Origin of the sequence: Okeania hirsuta, from assembly GCF_003838195.1 — a bacterium.
GTDB classification, from domain to species: domain Bacteria; phylum Cyanobacteriota; class Cyanobacteriia; order Cyanobacteriales; family Microcoleaceae; genus Okeania; species Okeania hirsuta.
Genome location: NZ_RCBY01000099.1, coordinates 1 through 26,773, shown reverse-complemented (window position 1 = coordinate 26,773; position 26,773 = coordinate 1). Strand labels below are relative to the sequence as shown.

Genomic DNA, 26,773 nt, shown 5'->3' with positions numbered 1-26,773 from the left:
GGTTTGAGTCCCCATCCATTTTTTCTTCCTTCTTCCTTCTTCCTTCTTCCTTCTTCCTTCTTCTTTCTTCAATGTTTGATTACTGTTTAGTACCATTGCACACGAAAAGCTGACTGCTAATTACTGAATAGTAAATATTCAGGCTTTTATTCTCTTTAATTCTGCATAAATTACCACTGAAATAATACTCCAAAATATCGGAATTAAAACATATTGGATAAGAAGACTTAGTAGATCTTTTACCATTTCTAATTTAATTACATAAGCTGCGATAATTGTTAATGGAAATATTATCAAAAAGCCAATGGCAAATAAAATCAAGTTAACTCGAGTAATTAACCAGAAATACCCATTAGTCAATTTCCAACTATACCTAATTCCATTTACAGGTGAAACACCGTCAATTAAACAGTATGCCAATAAAAACTAAGACGTATTCCAAGATAAATCATTGGTAAAAGAAGTAAGATTAAAAAATATTGACTTGACATTAATTTAATTGGCTTAAATGTAATAGGAGCAAATACAAGCAAGGGCACAATTAATATAGGAAACGACTTTTTTATGCCTCTAGTAAATGCTTCTATTAATGTAATTTTATTTCCCTTCAGATATCGCCAAATATAAAAATAACGAATTGCAAATACCCAGGGATTAACAAATACTATCAGAAGTCTATCTAGCCAATAATCTATTGTGCTAGATTCTGAGAAAAAATTTATAATTACTGCCAACTTGTAAATTTTCCCACCTACCTACTTAAACCTGACTTTACTCAACAATCAAATTATTAGTAACATAGGAGTATCCAAAGTATGGCCAATATATCAGGAGATAACAACGATAACCTCTTAATAGGTTCTCCAGAACCTGACCTAATGGAAGGGTTTGGTGGAAATGATACCATTTTTGGTGAAGCAGGAGATGATACTCAAGATGGTGGAGAAGGAGAAGATGAAGTTATTGGTGGCATTGGATCGGACTCTTTAATTGGTGGTGAAGATAATGATTTATTACAAGGAGAAGATGGCCGCGACTCAGCATTAGGCGGTCTTGGAGATGATAGTATTGAAGGTGGTCCGGGAAATGATTTTTTAGCAGGAGAAGAAGGCAACGACTCATTATTTGGACAGACTGGAGATGACTCCGTAATTGGTAATGAAGGAATTGATTTAGTTACTGGAGGAGATGGTAACGATACATTAAGAGGTAGTCAAGGTAATGATAGTCTCTTTGGAAATATTGACGATGACGCAATATTTGGAGATAGTGGAGATGATATTGGAAATGGCAGTATAGGAAATGATTCTCTTTTTGGTGGTGATGGTAATGACTCTCTAGATGGAGGTAGTGGTGATGATACTCTATTTGGAGAAGCAGGTGATGATACTCTATTTGGAATTAATGGCAGTGATTTTATTAATGGTAATAGAGGTAACGACCAAGTTTTTGGTGGAGACAATTTGGACAATCTTCGCGGTGGAAAGGGTAATGATACAATTTTTGGAGAACAAGAAAACGACTCCCTCTTTGGTGACGCGAATAATGATTTAGTTATTGGTGGTATTGGTGACGATACATTATTTGGTGGAAAGGATGATGATACACTTCAAGGTAGTGATGGTAATGACTCCTTGTTAGGCGATCGAGGCAACGATATATTATTTGGAGATGCTGGAGAAGATACCTTAACCGGGGGCGAAGGTTCCGATATATTTGTCCTACCTGGAGAATTAGGTAATATTGATGTGATTAATGATTTTAGTCCTTTGGAAGATTTCTTCGCCTTAGATGGTGACTTAACTTTTGGCGATTTAACTTTTGAACAGGGAACTGGTTTAAATTTCAGAGATACATTAATTACTATTGATAATGGTAGATTATTAGCAGTATTAGTCAACGTTCCAGCTTCAATAATTACAGAAGAAGACTTTACAGATGTTACTCAAGCTTTACCTGAATCTACATCAGAGCAAGAAATTTTATAAATCTTCATCAGACCAATTTTCTAAAATATAGCGTAGTCTTAACCTGGGAATATAAGGCCAACCTCCCTTTGCCTCAATATCTTTAAGTAAATTGTAGAGTGCTTGACGATTATCTGGTAATGCTTGTTGAAATAAGCCTTCTCTAAGTTCTTGATGTAAACCTTCCAGAGTTCGCAGCATAGCCAACATTGCTATTGGATCGTCGTGATGATTTTTTGCTAAAGCTCTTAGTGAATGTGTCAATGATTGTAAATCATTGTGTAATTGTGTTGACTGATTGTCTGTATTTGTATCCATAATTATCAATTAATATCAAAAAATTATTTTAATAAGTTTTTACCTATTCATATAAATACCAGGCTCTAAATCAATTTGTCCTCGTATGGATAATTCAAAAATATCTTGCTTTTTCTAGATATTAATTTGATTTGAAATTAGTTACAGCGATATTCTACCTTAAGCATATTTACTTATGCAATTTTAATTTACCGAAAAGCAACGTTGAAGGCCCCTGTGTTTTAACCCGGGGGATGAAAACGAGTGAGTTGTTTAGACTAGACAACCAAAATGGTCCTGTGCTATTATTACCCACAATAAAATTTCCAATCCCCGTTTCAAATGTACTCTTGTCAGCAAGTTTTAGTAGGTAAAAATCCCGAATTAATTGCTATTTTAACATTCTTATGTGAACAGTCTCACAAGCTCACTAACATGGGAATATATTATGGTCGGCAATTATTTTTTAAGTCTTACAAAACTCTGGGCAAGTTTGACTTGGAAAAAGTCTACAAAAAGAACAATCACTATAAAGTTTTATATTCACAAGCAGCACAACAAATATTGAGAACTATAGCTGAATCATTTAGGTCTTATTATGGTTTAATAAAAGCCTATAGTGAAGGAAAAATATCAGAAAGACCAAAAATTCCTAACTACAGAAAAAAAGGGGGAATGGCTACAGTTAGTTACCCCAAGCAAGCATTAAAACTTAAAGATAATCTTCTTAGAGTTCCACTAGATAATACCTGTAAGCGCTGGTTTGGTCTAGATTGCTTTTATATTCATAAGCCGAGTAATCTCAACTTTGCTTCTCTTAAAGAACTGAGAATATTACCAAGAAATAGATGCTTTACCCAAGAATTTATCTATGAAAAAGAAGTAGTAGTTAAACCTCAATTAAATCAAGACAATGTATTAGGAATTGATCATGGTGTCAATAATTGGTTGACCTGTGTATCTAATGTCGGTACTAGCTTAATTGTGGATGGTAAACATCTCAAATCAATGAATCGTTGGTACAACAAACAAGTATCAACTATCAAAGAAAATAAACCGACTGGATTTTGGTCAAATAAACTAGCTGCAATTACTGAAAAACGTAACCGCAAAATTCGTGACGGTATAAATAAAGCAGCCAGAATAGTCATTAACCATTGTTTAAAAAATTCTATTGGTACAATTGTTTTTGGTTGGAATAAAGGTCAGAAAAATGAAATCAAATTAGGAAAAAAAAGTAATTCAGAATTTGTACCAATTCCTACAGCTAGACTGAAAGAAAGAATAGCTCAGTTGTGTTATGAATATGGAATAATATTTATAGAAACACCAAGAAAGTTATACAAGTATAGCTTCATTTTTAGATGGTGACGATCTGCCTATTTATGGTGAGAAAGCCAATGATTGGAAACCGTCACCGAAAAGAATAAAGCGATGCAGCGCCGCCAAAGGGGGTTTCCCCCATGAGCGACTGCATCAAGACAGCGTAGTTTGTATAGGAGTGGTAATAATTGTTTTGTGAATGCAGACTGTAATGGGGCTGCAAATATAATCACAAAAGTAAGCAGAAAGCTGTAGGGGCCAACGGCCGTTTGCTTCGCATAACTATCGTTAACGCCCCTACTTAAGCCAACTGTGTAGGGGCACAATGAAATTGTCCCCAGAGAGTGTATTTCAGCTAAGAATAGATGGAGCAACACCGATAAATCCGTGTTGCGTAGCATCTACTTAGAATCCCCTCGGCAGAGAGTCCAGGGGAGTAGTCAAATAACTGACTTAGGAATAAAGTAACAAGCAATGTAAAATACTATTTTGGATAAATACAAAGATAAATCAGCTTTGAATTACAGTCCTTTTTTCAGGAAATAGACTTATGTACATGAGTTTAAACACCTATCAATGCTAACAGAGTATGGAAAATTTGCTCTGACAAAAGCCACTTGGGAAGGTGAAGTACAACTATGACTCTATTGCCCTAACTTTCTTCCGGTAAAATCAAAAATCAAAAATCGTATTTTTATACTGTGTAAATAAAAAACGCAGTAGCAATGTTGATTGTTGAATATTAAATCTTGAGGTTAACAATGAGGTATCGCACTTTAATTGCTGCACTATTAGCTGTGTGTTTGAGTTTTTTGACCGCTTGCTCAGAAGGTCCAGATAGCAGTCAAACACTTACTTATGATGACATTGTCAATACTGGTTTGGCTAACAACTGTCCTGAGTTACCAGAAACAGCTCGTGGTTCCATTGCCCTTGACCGCGATAGCTCTTATATTTTGACAGATTTGTGCATACAGCCAACTGAATATTTTGTCAAGGAAGAACCTACTAACAAACGCCAGAAAGCAGAATTTGTAGAAGGAAGAAAATTGACACGATATACTTCTAGCTTAGACCAAGTAACAGGGGATCTGATCTTTGATGAAGATAACGCATTGACATTTAAGGAGCAATATGGTATTGATTTTCAGGCTATAACTGTTCTCTTACCAGGTGGTGAGGAAGTACCTTTTCTATTTACCGTCAAAGGACTTATTGCTAAAAGTCAGCCTGGTGTTTCTGCTATTAATACCTCTATCGATTTTGAGGGTATCTATAATGTTCCTTCCTATCGAGGTTCTAGCTTCCTAGATCCAAAGGGTCGTGGTGTTACTTCAGGATATGATAATGCAGTAGCTTTACCAAATCGTGCAGATGATACAGAGTTTAGTAAAGCTAATGTCAAGTTTGCAGATACCAGTCTCAAAGCTGGTGAAATTTCCCTGAGAATTTCTAAAGTAGACAGCGAAACTGGTGAAATTGCTGGTATCTTTGAAGCAATTCAGCCTTCTGATACAGACTTAGGTGCAAAAGAGGCTGTAGAAGTTAAAGTTGGTGGTACTTTTTACGGTAGGGTAGACACAGCTTCTTAAGCTAAATATTGGGTCTGAAATTAAATTGCTCGTGCAACTTATATGATTAAAGACCCTACCTATCAAAATTGAAAGTTTGTGAAGATAACCAACTGTCTCTTTTCACCTAAAAATGTCTTTTCATTGAAAGTTGTAAGGGGTAGGTTTTAGGTTCCAAAATTATAGAAAATTAAACCCTAAAAGGCTAATTTTACTCCTGGTGACTGTGAAGTTTTCAACAGTAGTTGCTCTGTAATAGTGCAGTTAAAAAATTTGCTTCCTAAAACCTAAAACTAAACACGCAATAGAAGGGTAACGACCAGAAAAAAAGAATATGTATAGAGGGGCTAAACACTCCTCTATTGTTATTAGATTTAGATTTTATTAGAAAAATATTTAAACAACTAATAAATATTATTATTGAAAATAATTATTGCTCCTATAGCAATTTCCAAGAATCGTGAGGTACAAAATTCGTTTATTTTATTTTAGGGAGTAGGGAGTAGGGAGTAGGGAGTAGGGAATAGAAAAATAACTGTATCTCAGTAACTTGAGAAACGCTATATTAAATATATTTATACTTAATTAAGTTAATCAAGTAACTACTTAGTATATAGAAAATAGATCAAACCATCGACTACGATATTGCTGATAAAAAGGCTTAGAATATAACTAAAACTATTATGAATAAATTGTGTCTAATATCACAATCCAAGATTCCAAAGCAATAATTTTATAAACATACAATTCCTAGTAGAAGATGTTTCATTAATTAATAATGGATAATGAATAATGGATAATTAACTCTTGTTAAAACCGTAACGGAACTAAATATCAGGAAATCTGATTTCTTCTCTTGGTCGATTGGATATGGCGAGGAGACCCGTTCTTGCAGACCCGCTCCGAAGTACGCCATCCCTCGACCGCTTTTTTCTCCTTAAAAGGAGAGGCTTTAAACCTTTGGGGGTTAATTATCAATTATCAATTATCAATGATCAATTGGTAAAAATATAGTGCGTATTTGATTTACCATCACTAAATTTCTATCAGAATTATTTTGAAAATTAGGTAAGTCGGAAACCACCGTCTTTTAAGTAGTGGATGGAAACGACTTGGGCAGGTTTTAACCCGTAGTCAAAAAAATGTGTTATAATTGATTGCTAAAGACACATTGACCTCTGAATCATCGTGAAAGCCTGATATCTAATGGACTATACAGGTTAAATGGTAGTTAACCGAAAAGGTGGCTAGGTGCTTGCCAGCACTCTGTTTCCAGCCGTTAGACAGCACGTTGTACCTCAGAGCGAGTGAATCAAATAACAACCAAAAAAATTAGCCTCAATGGTCGCCAGACCGGAGAGAGTAGTGGCTATTGGCACCACCTAGTTAGCTGCTCCTGTATGCGTAGTACGGTACGGTACTGGTAATTTAGCCGTTCCGAGCAATGTGGAAATCGTGGTTTTAACCTGATATAAAGCTCCTCTGAATAATTCACGCGACTGTAGTCCGTGGAGTGTCAAAATATACCTATGTCTACCACTATCACTCAAAAACTAAAAAGTAAAAACCTGGAACTGTTGCGCCAATATCAACAGTCTCCTTCTCATCATCTCCGTAATCAATTAGTTAAACTTAATGTTGGACTTGTAAGAAAGGAAGTTTACCATTGGTTGAATAGGTGTACTGAAACCTACGATGATTTACTCCAAGTAGGCTGTATTGGATTAATTAGAGCAATTGAGCGATTTGATATATCGAAGGGACGAGCCTTTAGTTCTTTTGCTACTCCTTATATCCGGGGTGAAATTCAGCATTATCTAAGAGATAAAAGTCCTTCTGTACGAATTCCCAGAAATTGGCTAGCTATGGATCGGCAGGCTACAAAAGTTATACAAGACCTCCGAGTGAAGTTAAAACGGAAACCTACAGATTTAGAGGTGGCCTCTGCATTGGATATTTCTTTAGAGCAGTGGCAAGAAATTCAATTAGCTTGTCGTAACCGTGCTCCTCTAAGTTTAGACGCTCCAGTTCAAGATGAAACAAATGGAACCACTTGTTTAGGAGAATTAGTTCCAGATACTCAGTATCGTAGTTTTCAGTTAGCTCAAGAAGACCAAATTCGTTTACAGCAAGGACTGGCCAAACTAGAAGAAGGTACTCGTAAGGTTTTGGAGTTTGTTTTTCTCTGTGATTTGACTCAGAAGGAAACCGCCGAGCGGATGGGGATTAGTGCTGTTACTGTTTCTCGAAGAATCAAGAAGGGGTTAAAGTCTTTGCAAAATATTATGCAGTAGAAGAAGGTAAGTCAAAAGTCAAAAGTCAAAAGTTAAAAGTCAGAAGAAAATTATAGTGGTCAATAAAAATCAACAATTCAGTAAGTATTTATGCTTAATATTTAACTGAGAATTTGACTCCTGATAAAGGTAAATGAAGATAATTTATATAGTATAAATACTTAAGCAAGCTACGGATTTTATACTAATTTTCATGTTACAAATTGAAGTGCGGAATGTGGGTTACAAACAAATTGCAATAACTGTCCAATAGCTAAAAGTCTTATATTATAGGTTTTTTATTCACCCTGTCGCCTGTTGCCTGCGCACAGCGCTATATTATAACGGTTCTACCGAACATGATATTAAAAGTATAAACCCCACCCATCTACTAGATATGGGCGGGGTTAGTTTTTAATACCGATATATTCTTGTCTTTATGGAGAAACATCGGTTAAATTTTGCCCTTCATCCAGTTTTTAAACAAATTCTCCTTAACCATAGTCTGTCGCAACACTTCAACTAAATACTCTTGAGCTTCTTCCCGACTTAAACCTTTCACTTGCTCCCGTAGAACTTGTAATTTGAACTGTTGCTCCATAGTTAAGCTGTTAGACATTTCCATAGTTTACTCCTTGCTTATCTAGATAATAGATATTGGCCTATATATTAAGGCCACAGTTAAGTTGATTTATTGACTCTTATGTAAATTATCGTAACATTTACTTGACATACTGTCCATAATGTACATTTTGAAACTAATTTATTCGACAAAAGTTAACATTAAATTAATAAAAGCTAGAAGTATTATGATGATTAGGCTAGAACTAATATCCTAAAAATTCTAAAGATGGAGAAGGGCAAATGGATGCAATGGAATTTTTTCAAAAGAGTGCTGGTAAATGGCGATCGCAACGAACAACCCATCATCTGGCCTTTAGACAAGCAGAAATGGGTAGTTCAGATATTCAAGTAACTAGCTTGGGTGCTGGAGATCCGAAAGTAGTAGAAATCTGTAAAATGCACGAAATTGACCCAAGTTTGGCTGCTGGAGGCGCTTTTGTTACTTGGGATGGTTCCATGGCCTGGGATAAAGATGATGAAAATCACAAAGGTTCAACTGTATTTGCGATTGTTCCAGATCCAGAAAATCCTAGAAAAGGCAGAATGTTGCGAGAACGAGGCTATGCAGAAATTGTCCCAGTAGTGGGACTGTTTGAGATGGATGATGAAGATGGACTAAATCTAATTACAGAATATGAAACTATGAGTTCTATTGAAAGATTCTGGTTTCCTAGCCCTAATCTGAGAATGCGAACCAGTGCAGTGAAGCGGTTTGGTGGATTTAATACTTCTACATTTTGTACAGAAGTTCGAGTAGAGGAAAACAACTCAGATTGTGAAATAGAAACGTCACAGAATACTGCACAGTTTTATTCTGCTTTTGGCTGGTAGATAGATAACAATATGCCCAAAGTTAGCAAATAGCTATCAAAATTGTTACAGATTGTTGCGTAAGTTAATAAAAGTGAGACTTGGATTGCCTCAATCCCTTAATCTAAAGGTTGGCTATTGATGCAATTTTTTGAATCGCAGCAAGGTTTAGTGTGCTCTGGCCACACTTGATAAATCAAATTTAATAATTTAAGGAGATTCTCACGTGGCGATTCCATTATTAGAATACAAACCTATCAGTCAAAACTCACGAGTTGCGGGTTATGAAATCCCCGGTGATGACCAACCAATGATTTATTCAGCCGAATCTTTGCCCTCTGGGTCAGGATGGGATGAGTTAATCTGGGCAGCTTATCGTCAAATTTATAGCGAACATCAGATTCTTAAGAGAGATCGCCAAATCTTCCTAGAATCTCAACTCAAAAATGGTCAACTTACAGTTCGAGATTTTATTCGTGGTTTGGTCATTTCCGATCCATTCCGTCGTAACAACTACGATACAAATAGCAACTATCGCTTTGTTGAGTTATGTGTTCAACGTGTTTTAGGTCGTGATGTTTACAGCGAAAAGGAAAAGATTGCTTGGTCTATCGTTGTAGCGACTAAAGGTATCGAAGGTTTCATTGATGAGTTGGTTAATAGCGAGGAATACCTCGACAACTTTGGCTTTGATACTGTACCTTACCAGCGTCGTCGGGTTATACCCCAAAGAGATGGAGGAGAAACTCCTTTTAACCTAAAGACACCTCGTTATGGTTTCTACTATCGGAGTATTCTTGGTTTCCCTCAAATAATTTACCAAAATGAATTACGTCGCTTTACTCCCCAAGAAAAGAAACCTACAGCAGGCAATCCTTCTCTTTATTTAGATTTAGCACGGGGTATAAACGCTCAAGGTACATCAACACGAGTTAATCTAGGTAATATCAATCTTGGTATGGTACCTTATCGTAAGATATAACTTAAGATTATTACTCTAACACCTCTGTTGAGTGGGATTAAATTTTGTAGGGATGGAATATTCGTGCAGAGTATTTGGTTAACTTGCCAAAACTAGGAACATGAGTATTCTATCCCTACAAGTTTTTAGTTACTGAAAAGAGGGAGTAGGCAGCTTTGCAGTAGGCAGCTTTGCAGTAGGGGGAAAAAAAATGATGATTTATGTGCAATAATTGATTTTATTTTTTATTACTTAGGGCTTGCTGATTAAATCTAAAAGCATTGACAGATAAAGGTTATAGCATTTTTATGTCTAAAAAAGTGTTAGCTTTTCGGTGGAAAAAGCTCAAAAAGCTAGTATTTTGGGACGATTATGGCAGAGAAATCAAGGGACAATTCTTACTCCTACCTCCTCTATAATTCCCATTTATACTGACTCCTGACTCCTGACTCCTGACTCCTGACTCCTACCCTCACCCATAAGACTTTTTGCTGCAAACCCTACTTAGAGATGTCTACTGAAAAAAACAATGCTGAGTTAGAGTTGAGTAATTTGAACTTTATCTCCATACTTCAAATTAAGCTGAGATTGAGCGCTACTAGCATTAGCAGCGATTTCGACAAAATCGTGAGAACCAACAATTGCAATTACTTCCCCTGGTTGACAGTCACTATAAGTATTGCCACTGACTATAGTTTTATAGGATGAAAGATTGTCATTTTTTTGAATCACAACTAACCAGGTTTTACCCTGAATATAACTGCTGGGAATATTAGTAATTATATTGCCAAAATAGTCAATATATTGAACTGAACCTTCAATACCTGAGTCTGTGAGAGTAATTTTATTTAAAGGTAATTTTACTAAACTTTCTGGGTTAATTTTTTCTCCCAAATTTTCTAATGAAACCCCTCTAGCAATATGAGCGCCAACAGGAGCAAATATATCTCGACCGTGAAAGGTTGTACTAGGTGAATTTGTGCGCCAATAGTCAGAATTAGTCAATTCCACAACTTTTATTTCTTGTGTTTCTAGGTTTTCCAGCACACCACTAAAAATACCGTTATCGGGTCCGACAAAAAAACCTGTTGATAATTGAATAGCGATCGCTCTTCTGGCACTTCCTACACCTGGATCGACAACAGCTATGTGAACTGTTCCTGTGGGAAAATAGGGATAAGCATTTTTTAAACAAAATCTTGCTGCAAATAAATTTTGAGCAGGAATTTCATGGGTGAGGTCTATTAGCGTTACTGTCGGATTAATTTGATAAATTACACCTTTCATCACACCGACATAAACATCTTTTAATCCAAAATCAGTTAAGAGTGTAACTATTTTTCTATCAGACATGATTATTTTTGATATTATATCATGTTCGGATAATCAGTTATAAATAAAATTTAAGAACTGACAGTACCGAATAAATACTAAAATTATCTGGCGTTGGTAATTGATGGGATGATTTATATTTTGGGGTAGCGCTCTGTAACCGTCCCCGGTTAATCATTGGGGGATTGCCCCTACAAATTTCATCCTGTCATTTACCGACGCCAATTATCTTTACTTTTCTTCTTTCCTCCCCCTACTGCTGAGGACTGACTCCTCGCTAAGTTATTTATAAGTTTCAGCCTAACATGATACTATAGTAGGGAACAGACAACAGGGAACAGGCAATAGGCAATAGACAATAGTAGGAAAAATTTTCCTGTCTTAGGGTTCATCATCAATCTATGTCATATTAAATCCGGTTAAACAGTTATAGATTGGTTAAGTCTTTAGGAGTCAGGAGTCAGTCCTCAGCAGTCAGGAGGAGAGAGAATCACAAAGATGAGCGTAGTTATGACGATTCGAGATTTTTTTTATGTCCAATTAAACGGATTTGATATCAAACACTAATATTATGTCCGTTTAATAGCACGGCACGATAGAACTCCCTTATGGGTTCCGCGAACGTTAAAGTTTTTAGGTGGTAGGTGATAGGTGTAAATTCAAGTGAGAACACTGGAAACGGAACGCAAATTTGGGATATTCCTTCCAGATCGCTTCAGAAGTCAGGAAATTCAGAAATAGAATAGGGGAAAAAGCGGATGCGACCCCATGCCCTTCGGTTTCGGCAGTTGCTTTAAGTCGGGGTACCCGTTCAACGCACTGCACTCACTGTTGCACGGCGCAAGCGGTCGATATTCGAGCTTTCCGTAGGGTGGGATGGCGTTAGCGTTAGCGTTTGCGCAGCATAACCATAGGAAAGCAGCTCTGTAAGAGGTAGCGGCTCTCTCAAGAGCGCGTCTCCTCGGCATATCCAATCGACTTAGAAAGCGGTCAGATCCCGCGGGGCACGCCAGACGCAAGGGAATGCGCACCAAGCAGGTAGAAAAATGCTCATCTCCCCATCTCTCCATTTCCCCATTTAATTCAATTGCTCAATTTGATATTGGGCATCTCTATAACCTCCTGTTCGACCTTGCTCTAAATAAAGTTTGGCTGCTTTTTCAAAATCACTAATTGCTCCTTTTCTATCCCCAAGATTAACTCTAACCAATCCTCTACTATAGTAAGCATCAGCATATTCAGGGTTAAGTCGAATTGCTTGAACATAGTCAGCGATCGCTTGCTCATAATTTTCTTGTTCAGAATAAACACTAGCACGATTTGCATAAGCTTCTGCATTATTCGGACTAATAGCTATTGCTTGAGTATAATCTTCTATTGCCTTTTCCAGTTGATTTGCCGAAGCGTAAGCTAATCCTCTATTTGTATAAGCTGACGGACTTTTGGGAGCAATTTCAATTGTTTTTGTACAATCAGATATAGATTTTTCATACTCTTTAATATTGAGGTAAGCAATACATCGATTATTATAAGCAACTTCATTTTCAGGGTTAATTGTAATTGCTTTAGTGCAATCAGATATAGCTTTTTCATAAGTTGCTAAATTCAAATATGTGCTGCAACGATTAGCATAAGCTTCTTCATTTTCAGGGTCTATTTCAATAACTTTATTATAATCATCTAAAGATCCTTGATAATCTCCCATAAAAAAGCGCGCTCTGCCTCTACTATAATAACCATCTATCTTTTGGGGTTCAAGTCTAACCATCTCAGTATAATCTGTGATTGCTCCTTGTAAATCATTATTAGCAGCACGAGCTAATCCTCGACCATGGTAAGCATCTATATTATTGGGTTGCAGTCGAATAGCTTGAGTGTGGTCTTGAATAGCAGCGGGATAGTTTTGAGAGCTGTAGTGAACTAATCCTCTTTTATAAAAAGCTTCCGCATCTTGAGGTTTGAGGCGCAATACTTGAGTGAAATCATTAATTGCTCCGGCATAATCTTGGGTATCATAACGAGCTGTCCCTCTGTTAAAATGGGCATTAACATGGCTAGGGTTCAAATTAATTACCTTGCTATAGTTAGCAATAGCTTTTTGGTAATTTTCTAAGTTATAGTAAGCGTTGCCACGTTTATAGTAATATTCTTCTTCATTGGGATTTAGTTGAATTGCTTTGTCATAAGCGGCAATTGCTGCTTGTTGATTACCATTGTTCGCATTTTCTATCCCTTTCTCAAATATCCTCTCTGCTTTGACCGGGTTTGGGCGATTCAAGAAATACACTAACCCAATCAGCACTGCAATGACCCCCACGCTGGCAAAACCAAACAAAACAAACCATAAAGGATGAGATTTCACTCTCCGTGAGCTTGTTTTAGTTTGATAATTTCGATTGTTTTTAGTTTTGGGTAGTTGTTTTGTCAATTTTTGAGGGCGACTGCTAATTTTCTGTAGCGCTTTCACAACTTCTTCTACAGACTGGTAACGTTTTGTGTAATGGTAATGTACCATTCGATCGACAATATTAGCTAGATTTGAGGAACATAGGGTTCGATTTCGCCAGAGAATACCACTAGGATTTGATGGACGAAGGTCTTGTAGTTTAGGGAGTTCGCTACCGGGAATACCTGTCAGAGCTTGAATACCAATCATGCCCACTGCATACAAATCGCTATTAAATTGAGGAATTCCTTGAAATTGTTCGATGGGCATATAGGAAGGAGTACCTGTCGCTATTGTTCGTTGTACCTCTCCATTTTCTGCTGCAATTTTATGACTAACTTCTTTGACAGAACCAAAATCAATTAAAACTAATTTTTTATTTGTTTGATGTCTAATTAAATTAGATGGGTTAACATCCCGATGAATTACGCCATTTTCATGTACAAATACCAAAATTTCTAAAATTTCTAACAACAGTTTGATTACTTGTTTTTCTTGCCAAGGTTTACCGGGTATAATTTCTTTATTTAATGGTTTTCCAGGGATAAATTCTTCAACTAAATAAAATTGGTTATTTTCTTCAAAATAAGCTAGTAGTAAAGGAATCTGCTCGTGCCTACCTAATTTTTCTAATATTTCTGCTTCTTGTTTAAATAAACGGTGAGCAGTTCTAACTATTGTATAACTATTGCCAGGAGCGCGTAGTTGTTTGACCACACATTGAGGATGCCCAGGGCGACGAGTATCCGCTGCCAGATAGGTTTGTCCAAATGCACCAGCACTCAGGATTTGAACGACGCGGTAACGTCCATCTAGAAGTTGACCAATCATGTTCGTGTTACTCATAAGGTGGTAGGTGGTAGGTTTTAGGTGTTATACCATTTTGAAAAAAGAATGTTACAAATAATAAGGGCAATCAAAAGACAAATGCAGGAGATGTCCCTTTGACTAAAAAGATAACTTACGACTTAATAAATGGTATTAAAGCTATTCGTTATGATTCCTGACTTCCCCTACTGGGAGGGGCTAGGGGTGGGTTAACTCCTCAGAAATAACCTAGCTATTTGTAGCAAAGATTTATAAAATTGTTATTATACCAATTTTAAAAAATAATTTTATGAATAATCAGGGGAATTAAAAAGATTTTGCATTAGATATCTCTTTGAAACTCTGTCCTTAAAGACGAGGTTTGATGTAAGGGATATTCACCTTAATAAGTAATATTTAAGATATAGGAATAGACAGGTAGGTTAGGACTTATGCGGATGATGATCCGAATCAGGGGAAATTGTTTGTCCCACTGTTCCCTGTTCCCTGCTATATTTATTCTGATTTGAGAATCATAACTACTAGAAAAAGTATAACTATTTCTATCAAACATTGATCGAACTAGCATTAGGTGGTAGGTAAATTTTAATATTTTGTCAGTAGACTTAATCAAGGAAAACAAATATTACAGGTTTTGAAGTAGCAAAATTTGGTTGTTGAAGCAGTTGATTATTGGAGTAGTTTTTCGAGCATATTTTGTGAGTTTTGATAATTTTTTGTTCTGCCTTGCTCTAAAAAGAGATTGGCACTTTGGCGAAGGTCTGCTATTGCTGCTTGTATCTCTTGTAGCTCAAAAAGAATAATACCTCGATTATAATAAGCTATGGCATTACTCGGATTTATTGTTATTGCCTGGTCAAAGTCTTCAATAGCTTGATGATAGTTTCCTATATCTGAGAAAATTAGACCTCGATCGCTGTAGGCAAAAGAATTTTCAGGATTTATTTTGATTGTTGTGGTCAAGTCTTCTATAGCACCAGACAAATCACCACTAGCAGACCGCACTCTACCTCTGTTTTTGTATGCTTCAGCATTTTCAGGATTCATCTCAATAGTTATGCTACAGTTTTCTGCTGCTTTTTGATATTCTCCTAAATTTAAGTACGCAATACATTGATTATGGTATGCTAGAGAATCTTGAGAGTTTATTTCTATTGCTTGGTGACAATCTTTAATTGCTGCTCGATAATTTGCTAGCTTTAGATAAGCACTACATCTTTTTGTATAGGTATCGGAATAATCTGGTTTTAATTCTAGTACCCGGTCGTAGTCTGCTATTGCACTTTGATAATCTGCGATTTCAAACTGAGCTATACCTCGACTTTCGTAAGCTTGTGCATTGCTGGGGTTAAGTTTTATGGTTTGAGTGTAGTCACTTATTGCACCTGCTTGGTCTCCGATCGCTGCTCTAGCTATTCCTCGATGAAGATAAGCATCGCTATGTTGAGGATTAAGTTTAATTGATTGACTATAATCTTGAATCGCATTTTTGTAATCCCCAATTTTGTCATAAATTAGTCCTCGTTTTTGATAAGCTTGAGTATACTTGGGATAAATTCTTAATGTTTGTGTTAAATCGGTAATCGCTTTTTCATTGTCGCCTAATTCATAATAAGTTAAGGCACGTTGATAATAAGTGTGATAATTTTCTTTGATCGTAATAGCTGCTGTATAGTCTTTAATTGCTTTTTCATAAGCTCTTTGGGAATAATAAGAGTTGCCTCTTTGATAATAGATGGCTGCATTTTGTGGGTTTAATTGTAGTGCTTGAGTATAGTTAGCGATCGCTGCTTGTTGCTCTCCTTGTTTAGCTAATTCTCGACTTTGTTTATAGAGTGCTTGTGCTTTGAATATAAACTGCCAATGCCAGAAATAGGCGATCGCTACTCCTGCTATGGTTATCACTATTAAACCTGCAATAAGTCTAATTTTTGTGTTGTTTCTGAGTTGAGGTGGTGGTGTGGGAGTATCTATTTCTTGAGGCACTGTAATTATTGTTTCTAGTTTTGAGAGAATGTTTTTCTTGGTAAATATTACTATGTTTTTTAATTCTGTAAGCGCTTCTGAAGCTGAGTCATAATGTTGTTTACCTTGACTGTTTACCATTTTGTCAATGATATTTGATAGACTTAGAGAGCATACTTGTAGATTTTGCCAAGGTATTTCTAGTCCTAGAGTCTTGTTAGTCTGCTTTTGTTTGAGTAAATCTTGAGTAGATAATCCTGTTAGTGCTTGAATAGCAATTATTCCTAGAGCATAAATATCGCTATTTTTATCTAGCTCTTTTTGACTTTCTTCTAATGGTATATAAAGTAAACTATCAGAGTTATTTTGGCTACCATTTTTTGAGATTAATAATTCCTCGTTTTGTTCTAAAATTCTTGTAATTTTTCTTTCTAACCAAAAGTTTATTAAGACTAATTTTCCATCTAACTCTCGCCTGATTAAATTTGCTGGTGTTATTTTTCCATGAGTTTCCCCATGACCATGAATAAAGGCTAAAATTTCTAGTACATCCTTTAATATTTTGATTACTTCTACTTCCGGTAAAAACTTAACTATAGCTAATTCTTGATTTAGAGATAAACCTACTATATAGTCTTCAACTAAGTAGATAGTATTGTTTTCTTCAGAATAAGCTAATAAGTTAAGTAAACCATTGTGTTGACTCAAACGATAAATCTTTTCTGCTTTTTCTTGAAATAATGATAATATAACTTCTCGATTTTCTTTCTTAAAATTGCTTAGTCTAATTTCTCTGACTAGGCATTGAGGAGATTTTGGACGGTGGGTATCTGTAGCCAGATATGTTTGTCCTAAGATACTTGAATTTATAGGTTTGATCAAACGATAGCGTTTATCTACAATTTGGTCAATTATCTTAGGACAAACATATCTGGCTACAGATATGTTTGTCCTAAGATACTTGAATTTATAGGTTTGATCAAACGATAGCGTTTATCTACAATTTGGTCAATTATCATCTATTTTTACCCCATTACAAATGTGTGTTATGGCAGAAGGAAGAAGAAAGAAGATGTTTAGTTATCTAGGATAGAAGAAAGAAGGAAAAAGGCGTTTAAGTAGGTAGGCGATTAGTTATCTATGACAGAAGGAGAAATCTGGTCTTGTCTGAGTTTTAAGCTTTTTATATGTCCTAACCTTTCCTTGGACTGCTATATATAAAATTTGAAAAAGATAGTTACATTAAAGAATTAGTAGTCAAGAGTCAGGTTCTAGGAGTCAAGTTTTAGGTTTTAGGTTTCAGGTTCTAGGTTTCAGGTTTTAGGAGGAATTTTATCAACTACTCCTGCTAGAATCACGATCAAAGTTAAGCCTTTTTTCCTATTTTTTCATAGGCTATTTTCTGCCAATATATAGCAATTAGTAGCAATTAGGTTTCAGCTATTAGCTTTTTAATTTTTCTCTGCCTGTCTATTCAAGGTTTGTTTGAGTAAGTCAGTAAAGTCAACATGAAAAGCTTTATATAGTTTGACTGTAAAAAGATTTAGTTTGGTAATGCTACTCTCTTAGTAAAATCATATCAATTCATTATTTCTGTTTATTTATCATAGCTGACGATACTATAGTCATCAAAAATTATCGGATTGTATTGTCAGAATTAAATAATTATATAAACTTCAAAAAAATTAATTTCATCTCAATCAATTGCTCATTTTTTTGAGGCGCTGGCGACGCCATAAATGAATCAATTTTAACCCGACAAAATAACTCAATGTCCCACAAATTAGACCCATTACTAAACAACCTAAAAATAGGGCTGCTACAAACTTACTCCCATATTTCATTAACTCTTGAAATGAAATAATACTTTTAGCCATGAACTCCTCTTGAGAGTTGAGTAATAATTGACCAACTTGAAAGTTAATTGCATAAATTGGCACATAAGTCAAGGGATTACTCACCCAAGTACCAGCAGCCGCAGCAACTTTATGACCTCGGAACAAAGTTGCTAGTACTATACCCACTATGGTTTGAAGACCAAAAATTGGAAATAATCCGGCAAAGACCCCCATTGCTAAACCTCTAGCAATATATTCTGGAGTTCCCCGCATCCGAATGAAGCGCCAGTATAAATATCGCCCGTATCTATTCCACTTTGTTTGTGTATGTCTACGAGATGGATATTTTGTTGTGACTTGCTTAGGTAGTAGTTGCTGGGGAATTTGTGAAATATTTGAGATATTTTTGAACATAAAATATATAAGTAAATTGATTTTTGATGACTATGATTTTTATGGAGTTTATCTTCTTCTTTCTTCAATATTATAGTTAGTCTAAATGATTGGGAAAAATCCTCAAATAGATAATAAAGTCTGAAACTATTATCTCTATTTCTGACGATCTTTTTACAGGATATTGATTTTCTGCATAACTATGCCAAAAACTGGTAATTGATTATCAAATCTGCTCGGGTTCGGTATAAAAAAATGTTCCATCCTCAGCGCCATTGCCAAATCTTTCTCACTCTCTCCCTCATGGGAGGGGTTAAGTGTGGGTCCCCATCTCCCCATCTCCCCATCTCTCCACCCTCTTTACATCAATGCTACCGGATTTGATATGATCAGGGCAAAAATCACAGCAGTTTTGAAGTTGATAAGGTACAAAATTTTAGGACTTTAGGGAGTAGGCAGTAGGGAAAAAAGATTAACCTTAAAACTGTACCTCACGCTGTCTAAAAAGTGCTGTAAGTAATTTACTTGTATCAAAAACAGAAATATGTCAGAATGATCAAAAAGTAGGTTTAGTCTACTATAAAACCACATATTTTTAGAGCAGGGATACATAGACTCCCCAAGGTGAAAATAGGTAATTTCCTACCGAATGCTCTACAAACATGAATCGCAAAAGATAGACGGGGGAGTGTCAATGACTACTGGAAATACTATTGCAGCGATCGCTACCGCTATTATCCCCCAACAAGGAAGTGTGGGCATAGTCAGAATATCTGGTTCTGAGGCAATGAAAATTGCCAAAACCTTATTTCATGCACCAGGGAAGCAGGTTTGGGAGACTCACCGCATTCTCTATGGTTATATTCGCCATCCCCAAACTGGACAGTTAGTAGATGAAGCTTTATTATTAATTATGAAGACTCCTCGTTCTTATACTCGTGAGGATATAGTTGAGTTTCACTGTCATGGTGGAATTATCCCTATACAACAAGTATTACAGTTATGTATTGAGGCGGGGGCACGACTAGCTCAACCAGGGGAGTTTACTTTACGAGCTTTTTTAAATGGACGACTGGATCTGACTCAGGCGGAAAGTATTGCCGATCTTGTGGGGTCTCAGTCTCCTGTAGCTGCTCAAGTTGCTTTGGCTGGTTTACAAGGTAAGTTAGCTAGTCCAATTCGTCAGTTAAGGGCTAACTGTATTGATATATTAGCAGAGATAGAGGCTCGTATTGATTTTGAGGAAGATTTACCACCTTTGGATGAGTCTACAATTGCTCAAGAAGTTAATAATATTTTGGTAAATTTATCACAAATACTGGCAACTGCAAGTAGGGGTGAGTTATTACGAAGTGGTTTGAAGGTGGCTATTATCGGACGTCCGAATGTGGGTAAGTCGAGTCTATTAAATGCCTGGAGTCGTAGCGATCGCGCTATTGTGACTAATCTTCCTGGCACTACGAGGGATGTGGTAGAGTCTCAGTTAGTAGTAGGTGGTATCCCGGTGCAGGTTTTGGATACGGCGGGTATTCGAGAAACTGAAGACCAGGTGGAAAAAATGGGGGTAGAGCGGTCGCGTCGAGCTGCTGAGTCTGCTGACCTTGTTTTATTGACTATTGACGCTAGTGCTGGTTGGACGGAGTTAGATGAGGTTATTTATCAACAGGTAAAACATCGTTTTTTAATTTTGATAATTAATAAAGTTGACTTGGTTAAGTCGGAATTTATGGAGTCTATTTTTTATCCAGAAACTATTAAGAATGTTGTGACTACAGCAGTGATTAATAATCAAGGAATTGAGCAACTCGAAGCAGCAATTATTAATTCTGTAAATTTGGGTAGTTTGCAGGCAGAAAATCTAGATTTGGCTATTAATCAAAGGCAAGCAGCAGCTTTAACTAGAGCAAAGGTGGCTTTGGAACAATGTTTAAATACAATTAAAAATAATTTACCTCTAGATTTTTGGACCATAGATTTAAGGGGAGCAATTTATGCTTTGGGAGAGGTTACGGGAGAGGATGTAACGGAGTCTGTTTTAGATAAAATTTTTAGTCGCTTTTGTATCGGGAAATAATTTCTCAGAGTTTTACTATCTACTCTCTACTCTATATTTTCTATTTTGTCTGTCATCTCAATATTTGGATATTTAGGTCATCATTATCTATTAGACATCGGGTGCATCTTCCTAGTGCAGGATGGCAGAAATAACTAATCAGTTACAAAACTCCTAAAAGCCTTACCAATCAATACTTTTAACTGTCTTGAGTCCGTCTTACATTCTGAGGAAACCTCAAAATTACGCACTTGATGCCCGACTTTTGACTTCCGGGTAGCGGCGCTAGCTCCTGACTTATGACTCCTGATTATTGACTTATGACTATTATTGGAAGATAGAAAAAATTATGAGAAAATTTGTGAATATTTGTGATAATTTATGATAAACTTTTACATAACATAACAATATCAACATAATACAACAAGGTAAAAACAGATGAGTGGATTTATCGGAGCATTTTTTGGACTATTTGGCGGTAATAAGGACGATAACCAACCAAAGGAAGCTTTTTTTCTAGATGCAGATAGTGCAAGTAGTCTTGGTGATGTAAACTTTATGCGGAAATCTATTGCAGTTAAGAGGAGCTATCCCAAAGCAGCAGGTAAGATTAATTTAATAGAAGGAGAGACAGAAAAGAGTGCTTCTTCTATGCAAGTGAAAGAAACTATAGGAGAAACTAAAACTGCTTCCTATGCTTCTAGCGCATCTATTTCTTCTAGTTCAACTACCCCTACTACTGTAAAGCCTCGTAGCATTAGTAATTCTAACTCTGAAATAGATTTTACAAGCATGGCTCGTAACATTAAGAAGAAGAGATAATTTCTTTGTTTTACTAGGTTATATAGTTTATAGATTCTCAATTTAAAATATAGCAGTCTAATTTAGGTTTTGAAACTCGATCGTTGAGGTAATTTATTGCACAATGGCATAGTTTCAAGACCTGATAATAATTGCTATATTTTTTGTTTCTGACTAATAATTTCTTCCCATTCTCAGAGTAGAGAATAGGGAGTAAGGAGTAGGGAGTAGGTAAATAATGAACATTATACCTTATCTGACCCATTTTTGCTACATTTTCTTGAGAGTAGAGAATAGGGAGTAGGTCATTTCAGTTATCAATTATCAGTTAGCCTCCTATGGTCGGAGCTTCGCTAACAGTTATCAGTACCTCTAGCTGTTTGCGCAGCATTCCGTAGGAAAGCTAGAGGATTTACATAAGGAACAGTCTCTTTTCTCTTGGTCGATTGGATATGGCGAGGAGACCCGAAGAGTGACAGAGCAGCTTCGGTTTACATGTTGCGGAGCAAAACCCCATCCCACCATACGGGAAGCTACGCTAACGACCGCTTTTTATCTCTTTAAAAAGGGAGGCGCATACCCACAATTTTTCGGTAAATAACGAACAGTATACCTTGATTTCATACAAATAATTGCTCAAAACATTAATTAACTATTATTATTACTTAATAACTAAAGTTTTTAAGAAGTATAGAATTATTTTGAGTAATTGGTATTAGTTGTTAAAGGCAAAGATAGAAAAGCTAGAACATTGATGCTGAAGTCAAATAAAATATCTTGAAATTGATATTAATTAACATTGGAAGCTGATGCTTTTTCGGAAAAATTGTCCGCACCTAGGAATACTTTATTTTGAGCAAAACTAATTTTTAAAAGTTTTAAAAGTTTTATTCTACATTAATCAGGAAACCTTACTAAGCGCGGATTATATAGTATCTACATTTGTATTTGCCTAATTTTAAATATTGATGAAATAGTTGGTTTTACTGTCACGCCTTTTTGCTGTGGAATAGTGCATTACGTAAAATGCTTCGCACCCTACGCGGTCTAATATTTATTTTACTCGCCCAAACCTAACTGTCCCCAATAACCAGTAAATATCCGACTGCCATCTTTAAGCACATGAATTTCTAGGCGATCGCTTGCCCAATTTAATTGATTTTTCAATTCTGGATTAAATACTCTAACTCGTTGATTACTAGAAGAAACTAGAGAATTAGGAGAGTGAATAGCTAAGGTTTCTATAAATGGTCCGTCAATTAAAATATCTAACTGAGATAATAATTCTTGAGCAGCTACTGGAGCATTTTTTGATTGTAATTCTTGTAAAGTAAACCCACTAAAAGACATTATATTTAAACCACGAGCTTTTAAGATTTTTGCTAATTCTGTTAGTGCTGATGCTTGTAAAAATGGCTCCCCTCCAGAAAAGGTAACTCCTGTGTTCCGAGGATTATTTAATATTTTATTTGCTAGTTCTTCAACGCTGATTAATTGGTTAATATCAAAAGACCAAGAATCAGGATTAAAACATCCAGCACATCCACGTTTACAACCTTGTACCCATACTACAGCACGACAACCAGGTCCGTTTACTTCAGATTCATCAATATAGCCCATAATATTGAGATATTCTGATGAAATTTCTACTGGTGTTATTGTTGATGATTTGGCTATTAAGTTAATCATATTTCTATTTACTTGTTTTGCAAGCATTCAGCGGTCAGCTATCAGCTATCAGCTTTATTACTTTTAGTGGACAATTTAAGCTCGTTGCTCTTGTGCTTCAATTCTTTGTTTAAAAATGTAGTAGAAGTTAAGCAAGTGCTTGCTTCATTCATTAAAAAGCTGTTTGCACAGCATTCCGCAGGAAATGCTTACCTTGTTTTTTTATCATCAAACAACCAGGATGTTATTTCTGTTTATAACGAACAGGAATGTTAGTATTTTTGTAAATTTCTTCTGCCAAATTTTGTAACTTTTCTAGGCTAATACACTTTAATTTTTGTGGGGATACTATATTTTTTATATTCTAATATCATGTCCGGATAAGAGCGTGATAAAAAAAACTTCCTCCTTTTCCTCCTCTTATTTCTTGCTTCTTTCTTCCCTCCTGACTTCTGACCCCTGACTCCTTACTCCTCCGTCATTTTATTTATAAGTAATCAACCGGACATAATATAACGAATCATAAAATCTGTATAAGTAGGTAGGTCTAATTAAACGTAAAAAAAATTGTAGGAGAGGGTTTAACCGAAAGCTTTGACTTAAGCGCTTACGAGTTCTAAAAACTCGCCCTCTAATATTGCGTTTATTTATGCTCACCTATTTATAATGTCTTTATTAAGAAGATAGATATAAGTAGATGTTTTTTGAAGTATTGCGGTATACAAATATTCTGTTTTTTTACATAAATTAATAAACTGACAACATATAGGGGAAAGAATTAGTAACTTCTGTGTGATAATTGATTTTATTTTTTATAATTGAACAAGATTACGGGAGCAAGATGCTCCCACTATTTGTCTGGTAACAAAAATAATTACAATCCACCACCACTGCCATTATTATTCGTAACATTTTTTTTAATTGGTCTATCGCAAGGAACGAGTTGGTGTTTAACTTATGTTGATGATGAACCTGAGACAGAGAAAAGCTTTTCCCACTGTTCCTGTTCTCTGTTCTTTGTTCCCTGTTCCCTGCCATAATATGAATTTTGAACTTATATCATGTCCGGATAATTAGTGATAAAAAAAATCTATTTTTCCTCCTCTTTATTCTTTCTTCTTCTTTCTTGCTTTTTTATTCTTGCTTCTTTCTTCTCTCCTGACTCCTGACTCCTGACTACTGACTCCTATTTAAACTTACTTTCGCATCGATAAACCAATTCGTTTCAACTTTTCATTTATTTCCAAAACTCTTACTTTTACCACTTGCCCAACTTTCACAACTTGCTTTGGATCTTTAACAAAATAATCTGCCAACTGAGAGATATGTACTAACCCATCTTGATGTACTCCCACATCAACAAAAGCTCCAAAATTAGCGACATTAGTTACTATTCCTTCCAACTCCATTCCTACTTCTAAATCTTTAATTTCTTTGATGCCTTCTCGAAAAGTTGCATACTTAAATTCTGCTCTAGGGTCGCGTCCTGGTTTTTCCAATTCATTGATAATATCCTTGAGTGTTGGTTCGCCAATTTTATCGGTTACATACTTTTTTAAATCCAGAGATTTTACTCTATTTGAGATTTGATTAATCTGATTTATCGATACAGCTAAATCTTGAGCTATATTTTCTACAACTGAATAACTTTCTGGATGTACTGCTGTATTATCTAAAGGATTTTCACCGCTCCGAATTCTTAAAAAACCAGCACAAAGCTCAAAAGTTTTCCCTCCCAATTTTGACACTTTCAAAATTTCTTGACGATTCTTAAAAGCTCCATTTTCATTCCGATATTTAACTAAATTTTTAGCGACTGTCGAACTCATACCAGAAACAAAAATTAGTAATTCTTTTGAGGCAGTATTCAAATCTACTCCCACATAATTTACACAACTTTCTACTGTCTCATCTAACTTTTTCTTCAACAATTTTTGGTCTACATCATGTTGATATTGACCGACTCCAATAGACTTGGGGTCGATTTTTACCAGTTCTGCTAAAGGGTCTTGTAAACGTCTGCCAATGCTAATAGCTCCCCGCACTGTAATATCTAAGTCAGGAAATTCTTCTATTGCTACTTTAGAAGCAGAATAAATTGAAGCACCAGATTCATTTACTATGACTTTTATTGGTTTTTTATCTAAAGTAGAAATTACTTCAGTCATAAATTCATCTGTTTCTCTTCCTGCCGTACCATTACCAATAGCAATAAGTTCAATTTTGTACTTTTGAATTAATTGCTTAATAGTTGTAGTAGCTTGTTGTTTTTCTGCCGCAGATTTATGGGGAAATATTGCTTGATATTTTAAGAATTTCCCCGTTTCATCTAACACAGCAACTTTGCAACCTGTTCTAAATCCTGGGTCAATTCCTAAAGTAGGTTTCATTCCTGCTGGTGGAGATAATAATAACTCTTTTAGATTAGTTTCAAAAGTTTTAATTGACTCAATATCTGCCTCGGCCTTCTTTTGCCCTCGAACTTCATTAATTAAAGAATTTTTCATCAAGCGATTCAAAGCATCTTTGAGCATTTCCTGATAAAAATATCTGACTTCTTTAACTCTAGTTTTAATTTCTGAATCTGCCAAATAAGACAATACAAAATCTCGGTCAAAATCTAGTTCTAAATTTAATACCCCTTCACTCTCTCCTCGTAACAAAGCCAACATATTATGAGGAGCAATATCTTTAACATTTACCCGAAAATTCCGGTACATTTCAAACTTAGTCGTACCTTCAGGATAATCATCTTTAATTTTGGAACTAAAACAACCAGATTTGAGAAAATATTCTCTGATATAAGAGCGTAATTCAGCTTTTTCTGCCACTGATTCTGCCAAAATATCAGATGCTCCTTGAATAGCTTCTTCTATATTTTTTACTCCTTTTTCTTCAGCAATATACTTAACAGCTTCTTGCTCAATAGATGTAGATTTTGCTTGAGGATTATTCAGAGATTTAATAAATTCTGCCAAAGATTCTAAACCTTTTTCCTTAGCAATAGTCGCCCTCGTCCGTCGTTTTGGTTTATAGGGAAGATATAGGTCTTCAAGTTCTGTTTTTTGCAGACATAAATCAATTTTTTCCTGTAATTCATCGGTAAGTTTGCCAGCATCATTAATTGCTTTGAGAATTACCTTTTTTCTTTCTTCAAGTTCCTGAAGATAAGTAAATCTATCCCATATATTTCGGAGTTGAGTTTCATCCAAAGAATTTGTATATTCTTTCCGATAACGAGCCACAAAAGGAATAGTCGCTCCTCCATTTAACAAGTCCAAAGCATTTTTAATACTTTGAGAATTGATATTTAATTCTTGAGCTAAAATTTTATTTATGTCCAGCATAAATCATCTATATAAATATATTTTTTTTGATTTTACCGAATAATTAAGGTAAAAATACTCTCCTAATGAGGAGAAACAATGAATTAATTTTCCTTTTATTCAATGCTATCCGTTTTAGAGAGAGATAATTATCCATTATCCATTATCCATTATCCATTATTTTTACAGCTCCAAAGTATTTTTAATACTTTGAGAATTGATATTTAATTCTTGAGCCAAAGTTTTATTTATGTCCAGCATAAATCATCTATATAAATATATTTTTTTTGATTTTAC

Annotated in this window: 17 protein-coding genes; 8 read left to right on the top strand and 9 right to left on the bottom strand. The window is 35.5% G+C overall.

Features of this window, described 5'->3' with window-relative positions:
- The first annotated feature begins 815 nt into the window (after positions 1–815).
- A complete protein-coding gene (locus D5R40_RS17155; RefSeq protein ID WP_124147675.1) occupies positions 816–1,988 on the top strand; it encodes a calcium-binding protein in 1,173 nt (390 codons plus the stop codon).
- Here the strand turns inward: D5R40_RS17155 and D5R40_RS17150 are convergent.
- The gene (locus tag D5R40_RS17150) at positions 1,983–2,285 is read right to left on the bottom strand and encodes a hypothetical protein (RefSeq protein WP_124147676.1); all 303 of its coding nucleotides are present in this window, start codon (positions 2,283–2,285) and stop codon (positions 1,983–1,985) included. The two genes, D5R40_RS17155 and D5R40_RS17150, sit on opposite strands and share 6 nt — an antisense overlap.
- 321 nt (positions 2,286–2,606) lie before the next feature.
- On the opposite strand from D5R40_RS17150, the gene D5R40_RS17145 reads away from it, so the two are divergent.
- The 3 genes from D5R40_RS17145 (at position 2,607) to D5R40_RS17135 (ending at position 7,452) form a co-directional block, all read left to right on the top strand.
- Positions 2,607–3,635 carry an RNA-guided endonuclease InsQ/TnpB family protein gene (locus D5R40_RS17145; protein WP_205127662.1) on the top strand — a complete coding sequence of 343 codons (1,029 nt, stop codon included), beginning with the start codon at positions 2,607–2,609 and terminating at the stop codon, positions 3,633–3,635.
- A gap of 713 nt (positions 3,636–4,348) precedes the next feature.
- The gene (locus D5R40_RS17140; protein WP_124147677.1) at positions 4,349–5,179 is read left to right on the top strand and encodes a photosystem II manganese-stabilizing polypeptide; all 831 of its coding nucleotides are present in this window, start codon (positions 4,349–4,351) and stop codon (positions 5,177–5,179) included.
- A 1,508-nt stretch (positions 5,180–6,687) separates the two neighbouring features.
- Positions 6,688–7,452, top strand: coding sequence for an RNA polymerase sigma factor SigF (locus D5R40_RS17135; RefSeq protein ID WP_124147678.1), 765 nt, complete (start codon positions 6,688–6,690; stop codon positions 7,450–7,452).
- 433 nt (positions 7,453–7,885) lie between these two features.
- On the opposite strand, the gene D5R40_RS17130 is transcribed toward D5R40_RS17135, so the two are convergent.
- Positions 7,886–8,056, bottom strand: coding sequence for an NblA/ycf18 family protein (locus D5R40_RS17130; RefSeq protein ID WP_124147679.1), 171 nt, complete (start codon positions 8,054–8,056; stop codon positions 7,886–7,888).
- A gap of 239 nt (positions 8,057–8,295) precedes the next feature.
- Here D5R40_RS17130 and D5R40_RS17125 point away from each other — a divergent pair, with 239 nt between their 5' ends.
- Both D5R40_RS17125 and D5R40_RS17120 read left to right on the top strand, forming a co-directional pair.
- Positions 8,296–8,886: a phycobiliprotein lyase gene (locus D5R40_RS17125; RefSeq protein WP_124147680.1), complete on the top strand. Its 591-nt coding sequence runs from the start codon at positions 8,296–8,298 to the stop codon at positions 8,884–8,886.
- 205 nt (positions 8,887–9,091) lie between these two features.
- Positions 9,092–9,847: a phycobilisome rod-core linker polypeptide gene (locus D5R40_RS17120; RefSeq protein WP_124147681.1), complete on the top strand. Its 756-nt coding sequence runs from the start codon at positions 9,092–9,094 to the stop codon at positions 9,845–9,847.
- 516 nt (positions 9,848–10,363) lie between these two features.
- Here the strand turns inward: D5R40_RS17120 and D5R40_RS17115 are convergent.
- The 5 genes from D5R40_RS17115 to D5R40_RS37800 form a co-directional block, all read right to left on the bottom strand.
- Entirely contained in the window at positions 10,364–11,179 is an 816-nt protein-coding gene (locus D5R40_RS17115; RefSeq protein ID WP_124147682.1) for an SAM hydrolase/SAM-dependent halogenase family protein, read from the bottom strand.
- A gap of 1,057 nt (positions 11,180–12,236) precedes the next feature.
- Positions 12,237–14,450, bottom strand: a complete 2,214-nt coding sequence (locus D5R40_RS17110) for a serine/threonine-protein kinase (protein ID WP_240039198.1) — start codon at positions 14,448–14,450, stop codon at positions 12,237–12,239.
- Between the two features lie 651 nt (positions 14,451–15,101).
- Positions 15,102–17,279, bottom strand: coding sequence for a protein kinase family protein (locus tag D5R40_RS17105; protein WP_124154950.1), 2,178 nt, complete (start codon positions 17,277–17,279; stop codon positions 15,102–15,104).
- Between the two features lie 818 nt (positions 17,280–18,097).
- The gene (locus D5R40_RS17100; protein ID WP_124147684.1) at positions 18,098–18,649 is read right to left on the bottom strand and encodes a DUF2062 domain-containing protein; all 552 of its coding nucleotides are present in this window, start codon (positions 18,647–18,649) and stop codon (positions 18,098–18,100) included.
- A gap of 153 nt (positions 18,650–18,802) precedes the next feature.
- A complete protein-coding gene (locus tag D5R40_RS37800; protein WP_161564749.1) occupies positions 18,803–18,967 on the bottom strand; it encodes a hypothetical protein in 165 nt (54 codons plus the stop codon).
- Positions 18,968–19,322: 355 nt separating this feature from the next.
- Between D5R40_RS37800 and mnmE the strand changes: the two genes are divergently transcribed.
- Both mnmE and D5R40_RS17090 read left to right on the top strand, forming a co-directional pair.
- Entirely contained in the window at positions 19,323–20,702 is a 1,380-nt protein-coding gene (mnmE, locus tag D5R40_RS17095) for a tRNA uridine-5-carboxymethylaminomethyl(34) synthesis GTPase MnmE (RefSeq protein ID WP_124147685.1), read from the top strand.
- Between the two features lie 417 nt (positions 20,703–21,119).
- Positions 21,120–21,503, top strand: a complete 384-nt coding sequence (locus D5R40_RS17090; protein WP_124147686.1) for a hypothetical protein — start codon at positions 21,120–21,122, stop codon at positions 21,501–21,503.
- A gap of 1,038 nt (positions 21,504–22,541) precedes the next feature.
- On the opposite strand, the gene D5R40_RS17085 is transcribed toward D5R40_RS17090, so the two are convergent.
- The gene (locus D5R40_RS17085) at positions 22,542–23,171 is read right to left on the bottom strand and encodes a 4Fe-4S single cluster domain-containing protein (protein ID WP_124147687.1); all 630 of its coding nucleotides are present in this window, start codon (positions 23,169–23,171) and stop codon (positions 22,542–22,544) included.
- A gap of 1,175 nt (positions 23,172–24,346) precedes the next feature.
- Complete coding sequence (locus tag D5R40_RS17080; protein WP_124147688.1) at positions 24,347–26,497, bottom strand: Tex family protein; 2,151 nt, start codon at positions 26,495–26,497, stop codon at positions 24,347–24,349.
- Between the last annotated feature and the right edge of the window lie 276 nt (positions 26,498–26,773).

Bases quoted from the DNA above. Each gene is read 5' to 3' on its own strand.
- D5R40_RS17085 (WP_124147687.1), bottom strand. From the start codon at position 23,171: ATGATTAACTTAATAGCCAAATCATCAACAATAACACCAGTAGAAATT.
- mnmE (WP_124147685.1), top strand. From the start codon at position 19,323: ATGACTACTGGAAATACTATTGCAGCGATCGCTACCGCTATTATCCCC.
- D5R40_RS17135 (WP_124147678.1), top strand. From the start codon at position 6,688: ATGTCTACCACTATCACTCAAAAACTAAAAAGTAAAAACCTGGAACTG.
- D5R40_RS17130 (WP_124147679.1), bottom strand. From the start codon at position 8,056: ATGGAAATGTCTAACAGCTTAACTATGGAGCAACAGTTCAAATTACAA.
- D5R40_RS17145 (WP_205127662.1), top strand. From the start codon at position 2,607: ATGTACTCTTGTCAGCAAGTTTTAGTAGGTAAAAATCCCGAATTAATT.
- D5R40_RS37800 (WP_161564749.1), bottom strand. From the start codon at position 18,967: ATGGGGAGATGGGGACCCACACTTAACCCCTCCCATGAGGGAGAGAGT.
- D5R40_RS17090 (WP_124147686.1), top strand. From the start codon at position 21,120: ATGAGTGGATTTATCGGAGCATTTTTTGGACTATTTGGCGGTAATAAG.
- D5R40_RS17140 (WP_124147677.1), top strand. From the start codon at position 4,349: ATGAGGTATCGCACTTTAATTGCTGCACTATTAGCTGTGTGTTTGAGT.
- D5R40_RS17115 (WP_124147682.1), bottom strand. From the start codon at position 11,179: ATGTCTGATAGAAAAATAGTTACACTCTTAACTGATTTTGGATTAAAA.
- D5R40_RS17150 (WP_124147676.1), bottom strand. From the start codon at position 2,285: ATGGATACAAATACAGACAATCAGTCAACACAATTACACAATGATTTA.
- D5R40_RS17080 (WP_124147688.1), bottom strand. From the start codon at position 26,497: ATGCTGGACATAAATAAAATTTTAGCTCAAGAATTAAATATCAATTCT.
- D5R40_RS17125 (WP_124147680.1), top strand. From the start codon at position 8,296: ATGGATGCAATGGAATTTTTTCAAAAGAGTGCTGGTAAATGGCGATCG.
- D5R40_RS17110 (WP_240039198.1), bottom strand. From the start codon at position 14,450: ATGAGTAACACGAACATGATTGGTCAACTTCTAGATGGACGTTACCGC.
- D5R40_RS17100 (WP_124147684.1), bottom strand. From the start codon at position 18,649: ATGTTCAAAAATATCTCAAATATTTCACAAATTCCCCAGCAACTACTA.
- D5R40_RS17155 (WP_124147675.1), top strand. From the start codon at position 816: ATGGCCAATATATCAGGAGATAACAACGATAACCTCTTAATAGGTTCT.